17 protein-coding genes, 1 pseudogene and 1 CRISPR repeat array are annotated in these 18,556 nt (G+C 55.1%); of the genes and pseudogenes, 2 read left to right on the forward strand and 16 right to left on the reverse strand.

The features are described from left to right. Positions 1-39: 39 nt before the first annotated feature. From AB1805_12150 to AB1805_12160, 3 genes are all read right to left on the reverse strand, one after another. A complete protein-coding gene (locus tag AB1805_12150; GenBank protein MEW5746175.1) occupies positions 40-1,905 on the reverse strand; it encodes a phosphotransferase in 1,866 nt (621 codons plus the stop codon). Continuing rightward, positions 1,898-3,073 (reverse strand): DUF1343 domain-containing protein, encoded by a 1,176-nt coding sequence (locus AB1805_12155; protein MEW5746176.1) that lies wholly within the window; start codon positions 3,071-3,073, stop codon positions 1,898-1,900. Before AB1805_12155 ends, AB1805_12150 begins: the two co-directional genes overlap by 8 nt. A gap of 204 nt (positions 3,074-3,277) precedes the next feature. After that, positions 3,278-3,556: a hypothetical protein gene (locus AB1805_12160; GenBank protein MEW5746177.1), complete on the reverse strand. Its 279-nt coding sequence runs from the start codon at positions 3,554-3,556 to the stop codon at positions 3,278-3,280. Positions 3,557-3,610: 54 nt separating this feature from the next. Here AB1805_12160 and AB1805_12165 point away from each other — a divergent pair, with 54 nt between their 5' ends. Both AB1805_12165 and AB1805_12170 read left to right on the forward strand, forming a co-directional pair. Beyond that, positions 3,611-3,838, forward strand: coding sequence for a type II toxin-antitoxin system HicB family antitoxin (locus AB1805_12165; GenBank protein MEW5746178.1), 228 nt, complete (start codon positions 3,611-3,613; stop codon positions 3,836-3,838). Beyond that, positions 3,831-4,076 carry a type II toxin-antitoxin system HicA family toxin gene (locus AB1805_12170; protein ID MEW5746179.1) on the forward strand — a complete coding sequence of 82 codons (246 nt, stop codon included), beginning with the start codon at positions 3,831-3,833 and terminating at the stop codon, positions 4,074-4,076. The genes AB1805_12165 and AB1805_12170 overlap by 8 nt, the downstream gene beginning before the upstream one ends. Before the next feature lie 117 nt (positions 4,077-4,193). After that, positions 4,194-7,577: direct repeats of the CRISPR family, unit length 29 nt; unit sequence CGGTTCATCCCCACATGCGTGGGGAACAT. 61 nt (positions 7,578-7,638) lie between these two features. Here the strand turns inward: AB1805_12170 and cas2e are convergent. From cas2e to AB1805_12235, 13 genes and pseudogenes are all read right to left on the reverse strand, one after another. Beyond that, positions 7,639-7,947 (reverse strand): type I-E CRISPR-associated endoribonuclease Cas2e, encoded by a 309-nt coding sequence (gene cas2e, locus AB1805_12175; GenBank protein ID MEW5746180.1) that lies wholly within the window; start codon positions 7,945-7,947, stop codon positions 7,639-7,641. Beyond that, positions 7,928-8,851, reverse strand: a complete 924-nt coding sequence (gene cas1e, locus AB1805_12180) for a type I-E CRISPR-associated endonuclease Cas1e (protein ID MEW5746181.1) — start codon at positions 8,849-8,851, stop codon at positions 7,928-7,930. Before cas1e ends, cas2e begins: the two co-directional genes overlap by 20 nt. Positions 8,852-8,910: 59 nt before the next feature. Then, complete coding sequence (locus AB1805_12185; GenBank protein MEW5746182.1) at positions 8,911-9,468, reverse strand: DUF1016 N-terminal domain-containing protein; 558 nt, start codon at positions 9,466-9,468, stop codon at positions 8,911-8,913. A gap of 22 nt (positions 9,469-9,490) precedes the next feature. Next, positions 9,491-9,547: pseudogene (locus AB1805_12190) on the reverse strand (type I-E CRISPR-associated protein Cas6/Cse3/CasE). 9 nt (positions 9,548-9,556) lie between these two features. Beyond that, complete coding sequence (gene cas6e / locus AB1805_12195; GenBank protein ID MEW5746183.1) at positions 9,557-10,165, reverse strand: type I-E CRISPR-associated protein Cas6/Cse3/CasE; 609 nt, start codon at positions 10,163-10,165, stop codon at positions 9,557-9,559. Further along, the gene (cas5e, locus tag AB1805_12200) at positions 10,152-10,808 is read right to left on the reverse strand and encodes a type I-E CRISPR-associated protein Cas5/CasD (GenBank protein MEW5746184.1); all 657 of its coding nucleotides are present in this window, start codon (positions 10,806-10,808) and stop codon (positions 10,152-10,154) included. The genes cas6e and cas5e overlap by 14 nt, the downstream gene beginning before the upstream one ends. Before the next feature lie 2 nt (positions 10,809-10,810). Next, a complete protein-coding gene (cas7e, locus tag AB1805_12205) occupies positions 10,811-11,908 on the reverse strand; it encodes a type I-E CRISPR-associated protein Cas7/Cse4/CasC (GenBank protein ID MEW5746185.1) in 1,098 nt (365 codons plus the stop codon). A gap of 23 nt (positions 11,909-11,931) precedes the next feature. After that, positions 11,932-12,402, reverse strand: a complete 471-nt coding sequence (gene casB / locus AB1805_12210) for a type I-E CRISPR-associated protein Cse2/CasB (GenBank protein ID MEW5746186.1) — start codon at positions 12,400-12,402, stop codon at positions 11,932-11,934. After that, positions 12,377-13,939, reverse strand: coding sequence for a type I-E CRISPR-associated protein Cse1/CasA (gene casA, locus AB1805_12215; protein ID MEW5746187.1), 1,563 nt, complete (start codon positions 13,937-13,939; stop codon positions 12,377-12,379). The genes casB and casA overlap by 26 nt, the downstream gene beginning before the upstream one ends. Continuing rightward, complete coding sequence (gene cas3, locus AB1805_12220) at positions 13,936-16,578, reverse strand: CRISPR-associated helicase/endonuclease Cas3 (GenBank protein MEW5746188.1); 2,643 nt, start codon at positions 16,576-16,578, stop codon at positions 13,936-13,938. Before cas3 ends, casA begins: the two co-directional genes overlap by 4 nt. A gap of 1 nt (position 16,579) precedes the next feature. Further along, positions 16,580-16,708 (reverse strand): hypothetical protein, encoded by a 129-nt coding sequence (locus AB1805_12225; protein ID MEW5746189.1) that lies wholly within the window; start codon positions 16,706-16,708, stop codon positions 16,580-16,582. A gap of 688 nt (positions 16,709-17,396) precedes the next feature. After that, positions 17,397-17,768, reverse strand: a complete 372-nt coding sequence (locus tag AB1805_12230; protein ID MEW5746190.1) for a helix-turn-helix transcriptional regulator — start codon at positions 17,766-17,768, stop codon at positions 17,397-17,399. Continuing rightward, complete coding sequence (locus AB1805_12235) at positions 17,765-18,490, reverse strand: type II toxin-antitoxin system RelE/ParE family toxin (protein MEW5746191.1); 726 nt, start codon at positions 18,488-18,490, stop codon at positions 17,765-17,767. Before AB1805_12235 ends, AB1805_12230 begins: the two co-directional genes overlap by 4 nt. Positions 18,491-18,556: the final 66 nt, after the last annotated feature.

Genomic DNA, 18,556 nt, shown 5'->3' on the forward strand with positions numbered 1-18,556 from the left:
TACTTTTTCGCCGGGCCCTTCGATCTTTCTACCGGCTCCTCACAGCTCGGCCACCAGGGCATGCAGCTCGGGATACTCGCCTTGTACGAGGGCGGTCTCCTCCCGCAGCATCCTCAGACACTCCGGCACATGCTTCAGAAAATATTTCTTCCCCTTCACCGCCGACAGGAACCCGTAGGCCCCGAGCGCCTGCATATGCCGCTGGAGCCTGCAGGGGAGGAGCGCCTCCCTGAAGAGGACCGGATCGAACCCCTCTTCGACGATTGCCCTTCGGCTGAGATAGTACCCGATAAGGCGCTCCCTCATCTCTTCGTCGAGGCGGGCGTAGGGGTCCCAGAGCAGGGATGCCAGGTCGTACGCAGGCGGCCCCGGCCGCGCACCCTGGTAATCGATGAGGCGGGGCGTGCCCTGCACGACCATGATATTCTGCGACTGGAAGTCCCGGTGAACGATCGTCTTCGGGTACGCATTTACCGTTGCGGCGAGGCGGTGGAGCTCACGGTCGAGGAGAGCGCGGTCACGGGGCGCGGCCCGCTTCAGCCCGCCGGCGAAGCGCTCCAGGAAGTACCCCGTCTCCCACCGCAGGTGGTCGTAGTCGAAGATCCGTTCCTGCATATACCGGCATTCGGCGGCACGGCCCGTTGCCGCTGTATGGAGCAGCACCGCTATATCGAGCACCTTCCGGTACATCTCTTCTATCCGCGCTCCGTCCCGCGGGCATTTCAGCCACGAGTAGAGGGAGAGGTCGCCGAGGTCCTCGAAGAGCGCGCTCAGGGCAGCCGGCTGCTCCTCTATGAGCTCCGGCACCGGGACCGCGTGCTTCAGGAAGAAGCGCGTGTACTCGATATGGCGCGCATAGTCGGGGTCGCCCGGCAGGCACTGCATGCGCACCGCCGTCCTGCCGTCTCTCTTCACCCTGAAGTATTTCCTGTCCGACCCGCCGATACCGATCAGCGTCTCGCCATCGACCGCGAGCCCGGCTTCCGTTTCGCTGACCGGAACGGTGATTCCCGGGCCGACGATGCAGTTCTCGTAGCGTTTCCCCTCCGCCCCTCCAATGCGGGTACCGGGAAGCACGATGCAGTTCCTGAGCGCAGCGCCCTGCCCGATGCTGCTTCCGCCCTCGATCGCCAGATACCCGTCGAGCTCCGCTCCATCGCAGCCCTGCGCAGAGGGGTGGATGTATACCGTCTCTCCCGCCGCTTTCATCACCTCGACGACCGTGGCGGCATAGGCGGCAGGCGTCCCGATGTCGCTCCAGTACGCGCCGCTCACATCGAGCGTCCCGATCGCGCACCCTGCAGCCGCCGCTTTCAGCCACGCATCGACCACGCTCGATTTTCCTTCGGGAAGGAACGCCAGGAACTCCGGCTCATAGACAGCGATGCCGGTAAAGGCGACCCGCCGCTCTCCGTCAGCTCCGGCCGCAGGGCCCTTGCCCACGCCCCTGAGCAAGCCCCGGCGATCGACCGCGACATGGTTGAAGCGCGGACAGTCATGCACCGCGAGCGTCGCGAGATTCCCCGACGCCCGGTGGTGGCCGACCACTCCTTCGAGATCGATGGAAGAGAAGATATCGGCGTTATGCACCAGGAAGGCGCTGCCGCCCAGAAAGCCCTCTGCGTTCTTCAATGCGCCGCCGGTATCGAGGATCGGGTCCTCGGGGAAGAGCGTTATCCGCTCCTGGAACGGCGAGCGGCGCACCCATTCTTCGATCCGCTCTCTCTTGTAGTGGAGGTTCACGCCGATACCCGCGGGCCCGAGCGCCGCCGCCTTTTCGAGGGCGTGCTGCAGGACCGGTATCCCCATGAGGGGGAGCAGCGGCTTCGGGATATGATCGGTGATGGGCCGCAGACGCTCGCCGAGGCCCGCAGCGAGGATGAAACAGGCGACAGGCTTATGCATAGAGCAGGAATCGCTTTCTCACCGTCTTTTGGAACGACCGGCACTCCTCCTGCCACCGCGCCTCCATCCGCTTCAGCCCTTCGCCTGCTTCGATCTCCTTTCTGAGCCTGTCGGCGCCGGCGAGGATATCGATCGGCATTTTTTCGGCCTCGTACTCATAAGGCGGCTGCTTCCAGAGGAAATCGCCGGGATAGAGGTCGCGGACCGCCTTGAGCACCGCAACACCGGTCGTGAAGGAGCGGAACTTCTCCCTGTCGATGACGTGTATTTGCGCTCCGCCGCAGAGCGTTCCCGCATGCTTCTGGAAGGTGGGCTGAAAGAACAGCGGCCTGAAGACAACGCCGGGGAGCCGGCAGTCCCTGAGCCGCTTCACCAGCGCTTCGGGATCGATGAAGGGCGCGCCGAAGATCTCGAAAGGCCGCGTCGTGCCGCGCCCCTCGCTCAGCATCGTGCCTTCGAGGAGGCACATGCCCGGATAGACCGCCGCCGTATCGAGCGTCGGCATATTCGGCGAAGGCAGCACCCACGGCAGCCCTGTCCTGTCGAACCACTGCTTCCGCTTCCAGCCCTTCACCGGAACGATATGGAGCTCGAGCGCCGGATAAAAGGCCTCCTTCAGATAGAGCGCGATCTCCGCCACGGTCATGCCGTGGCGCACCGGCAGCGGCCGCTGGCCGACGAAGGAAGCGTATGCGGGATCGAGCACCGGCCCCTCGACGAGCGCACCGCCGATCGGGTTGGGACGGTCGAGCACAACCGCCGCCTTCCCCTCTTCGAGGCAGGCCTGCATGCAGAGTTCCATGGTCCAGATGAACGTGTAATACCGCGCGCCCACATCCTGCATATCGATCGCCATCACATCGATATCGCGGAGCATAGCGGGCTCGGGCTTCCGCGCAGCGCCGTAAAGACTGTAGACCGGAAGCCCTGTCCGCGGGTCCCTGAACCCCTCCCACTCGATCATATTGTCCTGCGTCTCGCCGCGGATCCCGTGCTGCGGCCCGAAGAAGGCCCGCGTTTCGAATTTCTTGGACCGCATGAAGAGCGTGGCCGCGTGCTCGAGCCTCCGGTCCACCGACGCCGGATGCACCAAAAGCCCCACCCGCGCCCCGCGCAATCCCCCGGGCCACCCCTTTTCGAGCCTGTCGAGTCCTGTCTGAACGGGCATGAAAGAAATTCTCCTCGTACCGCTGCACTGCCGGAATCACTAATGATAAACGGTATGCCGGACACGATGCAAGGCGGGCGGGTGGGGCTTTTTCGTTACGGGGATCGGAGAGGCGGCTCAGATTCGGTGGGCGTTGAATTCCTCTTGTTTGAGCAGATTCACGCTCCAGACTGCCTGGCCGTGATCGGCCAGCGTTTGAACGCTTTAAAGACGCCCCGGGAGAACCAGATGAGGAAGATGAGAAGGAGACTTGGCAGCAAGCTTTGCGATATTGCCTTTAATAACAGCAAACTCTTTTATTCCCGCCTCCACGTCCTTTGTCTTGTTGACAACTGCAAGGGCCTCATCGATGGAGCGCTGAATATCCGGATAGACAAAAGAGAAGCGGATTTTCTCGCACGTCTTCTCCTTTTCCATCTGTCGCGTAGCTTTTCGCAAGGAGCGATAGAGGCAGACGGCAAAAATCAGTGCGAAAATTTCCATGATTAGTCTCCCTGTTGATTGACTTCACTGCTCATATGGTGGTATAACGTAGTCATGAAACAGATCATCCAGGTACACATACACAAAGGTGAAAAATACTATATTGCCGAATGCATTGATCTGCCGGTCGTTACACAAGGCAAAACACTCGACGAGCTGGTTGCCAATCTGAAAGAAGCATTGGAGCTTCATCTTGAAGGCGAAAACCTCGAAGATTACGATATAGCCCCCCGCCCCTCCATTCTCGCGAATCTGGAGATAGACTCCCCGACCCATGCCTAAACTGAAAGTCCTTTCCGGACAGGATGTTATCGGCATACTTGCGCTCTTCGGTTTTACCATCGTCGGACAGAAAGGCAGCCATGTAAAACTGGTCCGCATTCTTGCAGACGGTTCCAGGCAAATTCTCACTATACCCAATCATCCTGACCTCGATAAAGGGACCCTCAAGGCTATTTACCGCCAAGCGGCCCGGTATGTCTCCGAGAGCGAATTGCGCCCGCATTTTTATAGCGAGTGAAGCTACGCCGATTTATCTCGGTGGATAGCAAAGATAGCCCTGCAGCCAGAGATTGCCTTCCAAGTCCTGACCGACAGCGGGAGGCTCATCGCTTTGCCATGTGTGCCGTGGTGCTCCCGGTTCATCCCCACATGCGTGGGGAACATTTTGCCATCCTCTGCCGGAGCTGGTCGTAGTACGGTTCATCCCCACATGCGTGGGGAACATGACCTCCACGACGACACCGGCGCGCCCATCATCGGTTCATCCCCACATGCGTGGGGAACATGTTCGAGCTGCCTTTTCAGCGGCTCTATCGCGCGGTTCATCCCCACATGCGTGGGGAACATCCGACCAGGAATAACGCTGGTCGGTTTTTCGCCGGTTCATCCCCACATGCGTGGGGAACATGTGAACGCCTTGCACTTGTGGCCGCAGAGGAACGGTTCATCCCCACATGCGTGGGGAACATAAATGCAGAACAGGCAGTTAATTGTTTTAGGTCGGTTCATCCCCACATGCGTGGGGAACATTTCACGATCTCATCCCCCAAGATGGCATTCTTCGGTTCATCCCCACATGCGTGGGGAACATCAGCAGGAGCATCAGGGGATAAGGTCGAAAGCCGGTTCATCCCCACATGCGTGGGGAACATTCGATGCGCGCCTTGTCTCCCTCAAGATTGCTCGGTTCATCCCCACATGCGTGGGGAACATTGCCCTTCTTCAGCTTTTGCCTTTATAAAAACCGGTTCATCCCCACATGCGTGGGGAACATACCTTGGCATCTATGCAAGCCTGCTTTAAAACCGGTTCATCCCCACATGCGTGGGGAACATATTGACTGCCAAATCCCCGAGCTTGAAAAACCCGGTTCATCCCCACATGCGTGGGGAACATTTTCCCGTGGTGGCGTCCATGGTATGAGCAATCGGTTCATCCCCACATGCGTGGGGAACATACCATCTCGCCGCGGGGATCGTAAACGCTTATCGGTTCATCCCCACATGCGTGGGGAACATGCAGCAGAGACCATGTTTTCCCCAAAAGGGCGCGGTTCATCCCCACATGCGTGGGGAACATGGATACACGCTCTCTCAGTTTGCGCGTATCTACGGTTCATCCCCACATGCGTGGGGAACATACCGCAACGAAAGTATCGGCATCATCCACCGGCGGTTCATCCCCACATGCGTGGGGAACATACCACCATCCCACAACCGCATTTACATAGCGCCGGTTCATCCCCACATGCGTGGGGAACATCTCTGGATGCCCGAGAGCATCTCGGCGAGCATCGGTTCATCCCCACATGCGTGGGGAACATCCACGACATTGCTTGTGCTGCTGCTACTACTACGGTTCATCCCCACATGCGTGGGGAACATTTTAAAGTATCAGGGTGAGCTACAAGATAGTTCGGTTCATCCCCACATGCGTGGGGAACATTTGCCTGTTACTATCTTCCTTAACTCTGCTACCGGTTCATCCCCACATGCGTGGGGAACATCTTTGCTATGCCTATGGTAGTTCCTCCTATGCCGGTTCATCCCCACATGCGTGGGGAACATAGCCTATACATCCTGTAGTTCTACCAAAAGACCGGTTCATCCCCACATGCGTGGGGAACATTCAAGGACAACAGACCTGTAAAGCCTATCAAACGGTTCATCCCCACATGCGTGGGGAACATTCGCTGATTACATATCTAAGCTAGACAACTCTCGGTTCATCCCCACATGCGTGGGGAACATGAGTTCATAATCAGACAGTTGAGAATCTGGGACGGTTCATCCCCACATGCGTGGGGAACATTTCTTGCCAGAGCTGACCTTCCCTCCATCTGTCGGTTCATCCCCACATGCGTGGGGAACATTTGAAATAGGGGGAGTATTTCACCAGAAACATCGGTTCATCCCCACATGCGTGGGGAACATGAAAAGCTCAAGATTGATTGGTTTTCCAAAGACGGTTCATCCCCACATGCGTGGGGAACATATCGCCGCAGCAAGATTAGCCGCGGTCGCCCGCGGTTCATCCCCACATGCGTGGGGAACATCCAGCTCCGGCGCCGTCCGTGGATTAGAAGGCCGGTTCATCCCCACATGCGTGGGGAACATCGATTTGCCGCCTGACGGCATTTGTGCCCAAACGGTTCATCCCCACATGCGTGGGGAACATGCCTCGACGAAGAAGGTGAAGGCCAACAGCACCGGTTCATCCCCACATGCGTGGGGAACATGACATACTGTGGTGACTCCTGAAGGAAAGCGTCGGTTCATCCCCACATGCGTGGGGAACATCGCGGCGATCATCGCGAGCCCGATCCCGGTATTGGTTCATCCCCACATGCGTGGGGAACATGGGATAAGCAGGTTATAGAAATTCTGCCCCTTCGGTTCATCCCCACATGCGTGGGGAACATCAGACCAAGTTCTCACGATAAAACGAGTGCTCCGGTTCATCCCCACATGCGTGGGGAACATGGCTGCTTATAAGGCTTCACCGGGTGATTTCATGGTTCATCCCCACATGCGTGGGGAACATACTCGGCAGGCCAGAGAGATTGATGACAACCTCGGTTCATCCCCACATGCGTGGGGAACATGCACTCACAGCAGACCAGACATCCGAAAAAGTCGGTTCATCCCCACATGCGTGGGGAACATTGCGTGGTCGTGTGCTCCTGATAACCCCTGTTCGGTTCATCCCCACATGCGTGGGGAACATTTGTATAAGTTTGGTGTATAAGAGAGAGATAACGGTTCATCCCCACATGCGTGGGGAACATCAGAAGAGATTCTGTCAAAGTGCGATGGATCTCGGTTCATCCCCACATGCGTGGGGAACATGTCCACCAAGATGGAATTCTCGTTCTTCAAACCGGTTCATCCCCACATGCGTGGGGAACATTATACGATGCGGCACTTGCTGCCTTTACACTACGGTTCATCCCCACATGCGTGGGGAACATTGCTTATAATGACTAATACTTTCTTTCAACTCCGGTTCATCCCCACATGCGTGGGGAACATATACGTCTGCTGTCACCCATGTCGATGTCAACCGGTTCATCCCCACATGCGTGGGGAACATTTTGCCATCTCTTCACGAAGAGCCTCTATCACCGGTTCATCCCCACATGCGTGGGGAACATTGCATCCAACTAACCCTCCTTGGGAGTTGTCTCGGTTCATCCCCACATGCGTGGGGAACATGCAAGTCTACGTCCTAGGTCAGCCACATCCTGCGGTTCATCCCCACATGCGTGGGGAACATGAGGTCTGAACAAGATTGCTTTCACATATAGCCGGTTCATCCCCACATGCGTGGGGAACATATTCTAGATGACACCGTAGCATCAAGATTCACCGGTTCATCCCCACATGCGTGGGGAACATATACTGGAGTAACGTATACATCTTCCTTCTCGCGGTTCATCCCCACATGCGTGGGGAACATTTGGCTTCAGACGAGCTCGACACTTTATGGAACGGTTCATCCCCACATGCGTGGGGAACATACTTCTTAAAACCAATTGAAATCACATCACGTTTTCAAAGAGCAAAAAGTTACCGACAGAATCAGGCGATATCGGTCGCATTTCCTTGATCACCTTCGGGCACGAAGGAAACGAGTTTGATGCCGTCCATCTCGACCGGGACCCTGCGGTTCTGCCCCAGGGTCAGGAAATCGAACCCGGACTCCGTATTGGTGCTCCATGCCATCACCGCATTTCCGTCCTCGATGCCTTTCTCGACCGTCTCCCATATCATCTCACGGATGCGGCGCGATACATGGCCCACGTATACGCCGGCCCTCACTTCAAGGAGCCACACCGCCAGTCTGCCCCTGAGCCGGGGAGGCACATTTTCAACCACGATGACCAGCATCGCCGATGCCCTCCTTATTGGGGATTGCTATAGGGACCGCCTCCTCAGGCGCTTTCGGCCGCTCGATGCCGCCCGCAGCCAGGGTCTCCTCGATAGTCGGGATGATCCGATGCAATAATCTCGTCTGCCTGAATGCATCCCGGCACGCCAACCTCACCTCGCGCTCGGGCTGGCGGGGGTTCTTCGCTGCTATCCGGAACGCGACCGGGACCACCGAGTCGAATTTGAAGATATCGGCAATATCATACACGAACGATTGCGGCTTGCCGGTATGGAGGAATCCCACAGCCGGCGCATACCCAGCAGCGAGAATGGCAGCCTCGCAAATGCCGTAGAGGCATGCCGTTGCCGAGGACAGGCACCGGTTGGGCATATCACCGCTTCCCCATTCTTCATAGTCGTAATTGCGCGCTTTCCATGTCACGCCGTACTGTCTGGCAAGGAGCTCGTACATCTTCCGCACCCGTACCCCTTCGATGCCGCGCAACTGCTCTACGCTGCGGCGCTCGGGAGGCTTCTCTTTGAAGCGCATCTCGTACATCTTGCGCACTATCTTCAGGCGGGCCTCATCATCCAGCGCGAGCTTCGCCTGGTATAGGAGCCTGTCCGACCGCGCCCCTCCCGGCTGACCGGAGGCATAAAGCCGCACCCCCGCCTCGCCGATCCATACGAGCAGGCAGCCGACGCGCGACGCGAGCGTAACCGCAGCATGCGACACCCGCGTCCCCGGCTCAAGCATAAGGCACGCCACCCCGCCAACGGGAATATGCGTCCGCACTCCGTCCTTATCCACGACGACAAACGCGCCGTCGAGCACATCGAGATTTCCCTTTTCCAGAAAGACCACGGAAACGCGGTCCTTGATGGGAATTGGCTTGAGGGGAGGAAGGATGGGTTCAGTCATTTTAGCGCCCCCGTTTTCTTAGAACTGTTGCTCTTTTTGCATCGGTTGAAATAGTCATCTCAACAAGCTGCCTTTCGCGCAGCAATTCGCGCTGCAGTTCCCCGCGCATTACGATTTTCGACACGCATGAGCGTCCGGTAGTGGGACCAGCTCAGGTCCGGATGAAACCCCTTTGGAGATCGGCTACCCAATGGAGAGCCCTTTCCCGTGCATATTAATTCTCCACCCAATGGGTGGACTTTTTGTTTTTTCTCCAATTCCCCACCTGCCTGGTGGAGAATCTCAGGGCTTCTATCGTAGAATGACAAATAAAACTGTTTAAAATACCAGAGGTTTGTAGTAGAAAAGCCCTTGCCATACCGCTCTATCAGTCGGATGGATAATTCCTCGATCAAGCGCTTGCCGTATTCGGCGCGTTTCTCACCCCCCTGAAGCTCCTGTACAATCTCGCGGCCGATCAGCCAGTAGGCGATAACAGTCTGGCTGTTGACAGCACGGAGCACGTTAGTGCGTGCTCGTTCCAGAATAGATGCGATCCGGTCGAACAAACCGTCTACGCCGGATTTTGCAGCCGTCATCTTCTCCTTACCAGAAACAAGCCCTCTTTTTTTCTTCATGACATACCCCTGTCCTAAACATTTATATCCGCCGCACCAACATGAGGCCGCAGCCGAAGGCTTTGGCGGGACCGATGTCATCCTGTAATCATGAGGCTCTGGCAAGTGATAAAAGGCCACAGCCGAACGCCTTAGCAGGACCGATGCCCCGCCGAATTAGGCTCACCAAGGCATCAGGGTCTTTCACAGTGAGTACTCCTTGGAACACCACCGGCTGTATCTTACCGGTGATATCAGCCCTATTCTTACGGAAATAAAGGGGCGCTTTCCCATCCATTTCCAGAAACTCCAGTGAGGCGCATATCGTTAGTTTTCTCTCTATCCATGCGCGTTGCTCATCAATGTTCACCAGTGGAACGCGGCATTTCTTCATTTCTCCCTTGGCATTCTTACGTCCTCCTTCATCATCGATAGTCTTTACCGGATTGGCGACTAATAAGAAGCGCAATCGCTGACCCTCGTGCAAGAGCAAGGGATAATCCTTTATGGCCGTCACCCGAGCCTCCTTGCTTCCAAGGGACGGACAACGTAGAGACTGCATGAGGACTTCAGCTTGTTTACCGTCCGATTTCTCCACGCGGAAGAGAAAATCACGCTTCGCCGCGCCATCTACCGGAAACACCCCCCATAGTACCCGGTGGAGCTCGTAGGGATTACGACAGCCAACACCGGTGACGCGCACTTTACTCAGATACATAGCTACCTCCGCTGACATACCAATCCCGTTCGGCGAACAGGCGGGATTGATAGTAAAGCGGAACATCGCGCATATTGGATTTCCGCATTGATTCGTCTCCCTCCTCACTATAAATCGTTCCCGCGTGGGGAGCTATCATGCTCAAAGCAGCCTGCGGTGTTGCGGCTTCCACTCTTTGCTCAAAGAGAGGCCGACTCAACGGACAACTGCGACGGCCGAGATAGGGTGTAAAAGAGGGTTTCCTCACTGCTGCTTCGATATCGTTGAGAGTAAAAGAGGCGGTGGGTAGCATCCAGAAAGCCGCAGTGAACTGAGCATCGTAAAGGTATTCCCGCCACGTCTGAATTGTTTCATGGCTTTTCAGACCCGCATATTGGGCCCGGGCATCTTTCACCGTATGATAGTCGGTGACCTTCACGATAGGTCGGTTTTCAATATCATCCTGCCGGACCGCAATACGAATTCCATCGGCCAGCTGCTGTAGTCGTGTCGATTCATGTCTTCTGATTCCGAGGCATGCCCCCAAGAGTCCCAACAACCCGCTGCGTGTCGGGAAATTCGCAGAGGGCCGAATGCCTTCGAAGGTATGTCCTCCCCATGCCTGCATGGGGCCATGCAGCTTAAGGATCAGGAATTCACGCATGGCTACTCCTTTCCGTCGCTTCGCACCCACGTTTTAAGTGATTCCAAGCTCTCTAACGTCCTGATCCCTTCAGGCGTATCAGAAGGCTTCAGCGCAAATTCAGCGCAGCGCTCCTCAAGCCCATATCCTTTGTGAACCCTCTCCCAGTACCTATGCAACTCATCAATAGACGGCGAAAGGAAACCGCCTCCCGGAGCGGATTTTACCGGCGCTTCAAAAGCATTCGCCAACGATACGGGAATATCCGAGAAAGAGACCATTGAGAGATCAGCCATGTTATGAGCCGCAAAGCTCTGCTGCTTGGCCGAAGGAGTCACTGTTGCCATCATATGCAGTACATGGGCCGCAATTTCAAGAGTTTTTTCACGCGGGGCGTTACCGAGATTTTCCTGCAACTGGGCAATATTGAGGCTGGCATATCTGTAAAAGACGCCGCTGGAGAACTCCTGTGTATCCAAGTGGCCTGACCCCATCTCCTGCAAGTCGTCCACAGCGGTAAACCAATCGATGTCGGCATCGACAACATGGGTGGTTATCGCATGGGCAACAGCCAGCGCGCCGTCTACCTTGCCCAGTTCGCTCATAAGGCCCGAGGTTGCCATACGTCCCGATAGAGCAATATCGACGCCGTTCGCCAAAGACTTCCGCATCGCCTCGACCTCCGGCTTAAGCTGTTTAGCGAGCTTCTTCGCGTCAAGCCCTTGCTCACCGGCTTTCCTCACTTGCTCACAGAACCACGCTACCTCTTCGACGGCCCACGGGGCTACCGCGTCCCCTTCGACAGCGGCTTCGGTATTGAGATCCTTGTCGGACAGGAGCTTCAGAGTGTTTATGATAAGCTCGATGTCGTACCGGTCCGCTAGACATTTAACCAGCTTCTCCTTCAGCTCACTAAGCTTCTTGGTGCGAATACTAGCATCCCCAAGATGTTCACGGTAATAGGAGCTTTTCCGTATTGACCGCTTGAGACTCTGACTTGAAATCCTGACCCTTCGCTTTCCGCCGAAAACGGCTGACTTCTGCATATTCATATCGTCGCGGTTCAGGCACGAGGGACTGTGGGAAATCAGAACATGGAAATTTACGAAATTCTTACTCATGGATTCGCCTCCTGTTGTTTTGTCTATTTCTGGTCGACTGTCTGTGCCAGATAAAAATCTTCAAGCAAGTCGCGCTTCGCACGTTCATTCCAGTACCAGAGCTGCTTCGCGGCCATGGACCAGTTACATTTGACGGTTGGTTTCAGCATTTTCAGCACACGGCGCAGTTGGATCATATCGTTGGGCGCTTCGGAACGTACTACCTGGAAAAGCCTCTTCTCACTCAAACCCTTTGAATATCTCGCTAGAGCAGATCCGAGTCCTATCGGCTCATCCGTATGCTCTATACAGGGAATACAGAAGATAAGCCGTTGAAAAGCTCTTTTATCTCCCTCATTCGTCGTCCGTCCGCTAAACAATCGGTAGAATGCGGGCAGAGCGAGAAGCTCATCAGGTGTTGCCGCCCGCTTCAACTCAGCTCTCGACCCATTAGACAACTGCTTCCAATCATTATAAAGCGATATAAAATCAGGCAATTGGCGTTTTTCCATCATTTCCTCCTTTATCTTGCTGCGGTTCCAGATTTCGCATGTGTTTATAGAGAGTCCGCTTAGCGAAAGCCATTGTTTTTATCAGCTCAGGGTCTTGCCGATACGGTTTGACCTGTTCAAGGAACAGATCAGTCGTGATCTGCTTCAACGTCGCTTGCATGGTCTCCAAATCCGGCCCGGGATTGGAAAAGTTCATGCCGTCAAGTGTCCTTTGTATTAGGGGTTCGGTCCTGCGGTAATAACGGGCTTTAGCGCCATTGTAAATAGTGATGCCGGCCCCCTTGAACCTCTTACTTTTGTCCCCTTTCGCCTCCTTCATCCCGACAGCAAAAAGCCAGAGGGATTTGTATAGGGCATCTCTGTAACCGATCCCCAGTTTCACCATTTCATTGACTGCATCGATATGGGAGTCCCATCCGTGGTTAAGGGTAAAGACCTCATGGCGGCGTTCAAGAATGGAAGCCTGATTATTCCTATACCCGCCTACCAGCAGATGAAGCTTTTCGGCATTCTCACCATATAGCTGTCTGACCTGGAGCACAACGGCTGAAGGTTGCTGACCCTCTTCGTTCACATCATTAAGTTCCCGACGGACGACAAAGCGACCCAACTGAGTCCAGGAGGGGGCATCCGTAGTGAAGGCGACGAACTTTTCATCGATCGTCCCTTTCTTGTCGGTCATGATCCGGGGGGAATGGGGGTGCGGCCACGTTCCCATAACCGTAAAGCTGAATTTTGCTTTCTTGAAATCAGTATATATCTCTGCTGCTTGAGCACCGCAGCATGAACAGACGGAAGGTCCACGGGGAGGCATAAGCTCTATATGGGCGGGTTGCCAAAGAAGCCCCCGCGCCATGCCGATCTGCGAGGCCGTTATCGTGTCACCAGCCTTGATGGGATCGCACCATGTGGGTTTCTGGTCTTTCGTTTTGCCGTACCATGTCATCTGATTCCCGAGGAAGTCTTCATTGAGGACGTTGAGCCACACAGTTTGGCGCAAATGAGGCCCTTGCACAAGGGTAGTTACTGGGGCACTGCCGCGCAAGCCGGCTTTAAACCCCCCTCCAAAGCTTGGAGCGCATGAAGCTTGGTTAAAAAGAGCGATGGCCGTGCACCCACCGCAGAGGCGATCTCCCTGTCCGGGCTGATTAACGAAGCAACTGTTCGTTGCTCCCGTCAAACCCACCAGGAGCTTGTCCATCTGTGTTGTTTCACCGGCAGCGACTCCGCGCACCTGCATGAAGGGATGTGTCGGATGGTCAAGCCTGAACCAGTCTGAATATAATTCGACAGCGCCGTCGTATTCGTCATCCGTCAAAGGCTTCGCAATTCGCCGCTTCAGAGCCACTGTATTATTCGGCGTCAAAAGCACCTGGACCAGACAGATAAGGAGTTGAAGAGCTGCAAGCTCCATATCGTCCCTTGGGAGACAGAGTTTCCACTCATCTGTGTTGCAGAGAAGCGTTCTCAGAGAGATCTTTTCCGAGCCGCCGGGATGAGGCGGCCGGACCGGTATCCATTGATCAACCAGCAAGTTCATTTTTCTTTCTCCATTCCGATGTCGTAGTGATAATGAAAAGTCATCCCCTTCGATAAAGCCGTAAAATAATCGCCCGCTTTCTTCATATGAAGCCTGAACCTCCCCTCTTCATCCGACTCGCCAAGGTAATTCCTCCATGACGCGGGCACCCCGATACTGTTCAACACCAAGGTCTCAGGACGCCTGTCTTTTTCCAGTGCTTCCAGAAGCGTCCCGTCCATCAGCAACGTCCCCTCCGCAACCGAACAGACGGGCAGGAGGGTGAGATTCATCTCTCCATCACGGGTGACTGCCGTAATTGCCTGATCGGAGTCGGGTAAGGGATTGGCTGCGCTGGCGATCATCTGCAGTGCGCCGTAGCGGCTGGATTCGAAATCATCTATAAACTTTTTGTACTGCTCCTCGATTTCCGCTGGCTCGATGCCCCAAGCGTCCTCACAATACACATCTTCGATCCAGGTTCGGTACGCTTCGGGGAAAAGCGCAAAACCTTCCGACGCGGTGAGTATCTTTTGCGAGGTACGCCAAAGGGCGCGGGTGTTTGCATAAATAAGTCCATGTAGACCGTAGTCATGCGCCGGAGGCAAAATAACGGTGCAGAGCGGCTTTTCCAAGCCGGGTGGTCGACGACGACGCTTGTGACGATGGAGTCTTCCTATTCGCTGGAAGAGGAGATCGATAGGGCAAAGCTGTGTAATAATCCAGTCGAAATCGATGTCCAGGGATTGCTCGACAACCTGTGTAGCGACCAGGATACGCCCCGTACTCCGCTTACCCTTAGGGCCGAAGTGCTTAATAATGGACAGTTCCTTCATGCGCCTGTGAGCATAGCAGTAACGGGCGTGAAACAGGTAAACCGGCACATCAGTTTTCTGCCTCAGTTTCAGGGCAAGCTTCTGTGCGTCATCGACAAGATTGCAAATCAGTGCAACCTGTGCGCCGGAACGGGCCGCATCGATCACCCGCTGGAGCAGATGATCGTCCGGCATTATATCCATCGCGTTGACCGTCTCCAGTTTCACCTTCACTGTGCCGGGACGTAGTCGCTTTGAAATAACAAATGGAACCGTTTCTTTTCCCGCCGTCCACGTGATCAGTGGATAGCGGACCTCCGGGTGGTCGGGACCGCGCTCCACACCCCATGCATTTAAGAGCTGAATACGCATACTCTCAGGGAGGGTCGCCGAGAGGAGTATCGCTGAGCCGCCTGTCGCTCTCTGTTGCTCCAGCACTTCCTCAAGCAAACCATACATGTACGCATCATAAGCATGCACTTCGTCTACAATAAGGATGCTGCGCCCCACGCCGAAGCCCCGCACAAAGCGGTGTTTCACCGGAAGCACAGAGATCAGTACTTGGTCCACCGTGCACACACCAATCTGCCCCAAGAAGATGCGCTTGCGACTTTCCGCCAGCCATTGACTGCATTGAACCCATCCGTCTTCATCTCCGCCCCGTTCGTGTGCGGCACGTTTAAGCGCAACAAACTTCTCATTAAAGCGGGCCAGCCCGTGTGCCAGAATGAGATTGGGATTCTCAGCAAAAAGAAGTGGAGCGATACGCTCAAGCCGTTCGAGCATGGCATTAGCCGTCGCTTGAGTGGGAAGTGCGAAAACGATGGAGTCGGCTAGCCCTTCTGCAAGCAGTTTCCATGCATATGCCAGGGCGGCCTCCGTCTTTCCGCTTCCTGTAGATGCTTCCATAAGGGTCAACCCTGATTGTATCGGTAGACTGTCCACCAGCGTTTGCAGAGAGCGGGGCTTCTGTTTCGGCATCAGTAAGGAAGAGACCCCTGCATAGTGCTGCGCAGTGCCGACAACACCCGACATCGCAAGCACCCTTACGGCATCGTTTGCATACTTCTCAGTGAAATAGGCGGACAAGTCCTGCGGCTCGCTGAGGAGAGGAAAATTCTCTGAATCACAGCGGGAACCCAACCAGTCGGAAACGGAACAGAAGCCAGCCATTAGCGGCGAGCAAGGAGGAGGACTGTCGTTTAAAGAAAGACCGGCAGGATGAAGGCAAAGCTTCTCAAGCACATTGAGCCACTCTTTTCTGGCACGGAGGTCCACCTGTGATAAACGGGGGTCGCACATAATCGGCAGCGGCGCCGGCACAATATACCCATCTTTTCTCACATATCCGTGATGACCGGTAACTGCTTCAATCCAGTCCTTCCACGTATGCCATCGTCCAGTATCAGAATCATCGTGATAATCGAGGAAGGAGAAATCGCTTTCCCCCGGGTCCGACGCAACGCCGAGCAAATCACCATGATCACGCTTGAACCAGTAGAGCCCGGCGTTGCCGTGATAGTAACTTTTGCATTCCTCCATTGAGGGAAGGGAGCGATAGCTACCAACGTCCGGATACAAAGCAGTCCAAATGTTCTTCACCAGTAGTTGGAAGCGAACGTCGAACTTTCCATAGTCATGTAGCGCAACAAAGAAGAGGACCCATGCCTTTACCTGATCTGTGCCTAACGGAGTCAGAGTACAGAAACTACGGCGGACGGTCGGACTTGCATCCCACCATGCGGCGGCCACCGCCGCCACATCCAGGCAGTGATACGGCAACAGATGCCAAGTGGAACCGTCTGTTTGCTCAGGCTTAGCCTTACCCCAATAACGAAAGACCAAACTATTTTCCTCCGTGGTGGCTCAGTACGACTACTATCGCAAATATCACAACAAGAGCAGCAAATCCAATCACAGATAGACCACTTACAGCCACTACCAAGTCCTTGATATATGCAAGCAATTTGTCCATGACACATACCTCCTCATTGCAGCAAATGAAAATATGATAACGATGAGATAGTATGATGTCAAGGGGCTTATCTTTCTATTGACTTCCCCCCTCGGTTTTATTAATATAAAAGCGTTCCCCTATTGGGGATGAACCTGGGCTCATCTTACTAAGAGTAAAGGTTTTCAAATGTTCCCCACATGCGTGGGGATGGCCGGGCATATTCAGCCCGGCCGAGTTATCCTCATCCGCCGCCACCTCCAAACAATGATGCGACAGCAGGTGATATTTCTGCCCATCCCTCTCCGCCTTTCCCCGATACCGGAAAAAGCTCTTCTCTTTTAGCTCACCCATCTCGTTTCCATTCTACTACCTGCCTCATCAAATATCATCGGCCAGCGATCAGCCCTCCGTCTCCCGTCTGACCCCTCTCTTCCTCTTCCTCGCTTCGCACAAACAGGCGGCATGATTCGCAATGACATATCTTCAAAGTCGCTGTCTCAGGACTCCCCGCAGCCCTGGCGACAATCTGCGGGATCGAGGTCACGCGCACGTTGGTGACTGTCCTGCAATGCGGACAACACGCAGCAGTATGGTCCGGCAGCGTACCTGATTTTATGCTCTGGTATGAGCCGCACCCTTCTTCAGACCCGGCAGGTTCGGTTTTCTTTGCCCCATGTCCCCTCGTCAAGCCCCTTCTCTCTCCACCTCATGTCCGCTTTTTCGTGATGCGGTTGGTTTTAGTATGGCGGTACGGTGCTTTTGCTTCGGCTATATGCATCCCCGTCTCTTTTTCCAACGGCTCAAATACGACACGGACCCTGGCGTGAAGGACTTTGCCAACACGGCGCAAGGTGCTGAGGGAGTGGCCTTCATATCCCGGTGATTCCAGCCGGCTGACCTGCTGCTGAGAGGTCTTGAGGAGCTTCGCGAGGTCTTTCTGAGAGAGCCCCGCCCGCTGCCGGAGTGCCGCAATTTGCAGAGCTACGTCCCAAGCCTCGCCTGCAGCCTCGAAGCGGGCGGCGAATTCAGGGTCCTTCATCTGTTCTTCAAGGTATCGATCAAAGTTGGTCTTTTTCATTTTTCCATCCTTTTCATCCAGTCGCGCATCCGTTCCTGCGCACTCTCAATATCGCGGAGCGGAATGGCCTGGCTTTTGTTTCGGATGCCGTGCACAGCGACAATCCTGCGATTCTTTACGAAAAACCACAGTATGCGTGTGTTGAGCTTGCCTACATGGCGCAGTTCAAACAAGCCATTGCCAAGTGGCTTGCACAACGGAGCCCGATGATACTGCCGGGTTCGCAGTTTTGCCAGACCGGCAATCACTGCTGCGAAATCATGCGGGTCACTGGCCTTCAACTCGTCCAGAAATTCACGAACGGGACACGCACCAGACCCGGTCTCATAAAATTCTATGGTAAATTTCATGGCCGTGTCAACATCAACTTTGATGTAAGGCGGTTGCGCATAAATTCGACATCGCGCTGCGCGGTCCTCGGTGAGATTTCGAACTGGTGGGCCAGGTGGCGGGCATTCGGATACTTTCCTGCCTTTACCTGGACATGAAACCAGACGAGCCTTTCGTAAATAATCTTGCTGCTCATATTCCCTCCTCTCTCTCAACGGACCGTTTAAACCGCTTAACAGACCGTTTAAACCGCTCGAACCGTTCAAGCCGTTTAAGCCGCTCAACGGACCGTTCAAGCCGTTTAAATCGTTTAAACCGTTCACGCAGCTCAAACGACACAAGCGGCTTAAACGGCTTGAACGGTTCGTTGGACGGCTTGAACGGTTCGTCATATCCCCCCCGGAAAGATTGTCTGGGTACTTTAAAAAGGCGCTCGGGAGTGTGTCAAGAATGCCCTG

Source organism: Nitrospirota bacterium (genome assembly GCA_040752355.1).
Taxonomy (GTDB): domain Bacteria; phylum Nitrospirota; class Thermodesulfovibrionia; order Thermodesulfovibrionales; family Dissulfurispiraceae; genus JBFMCP01.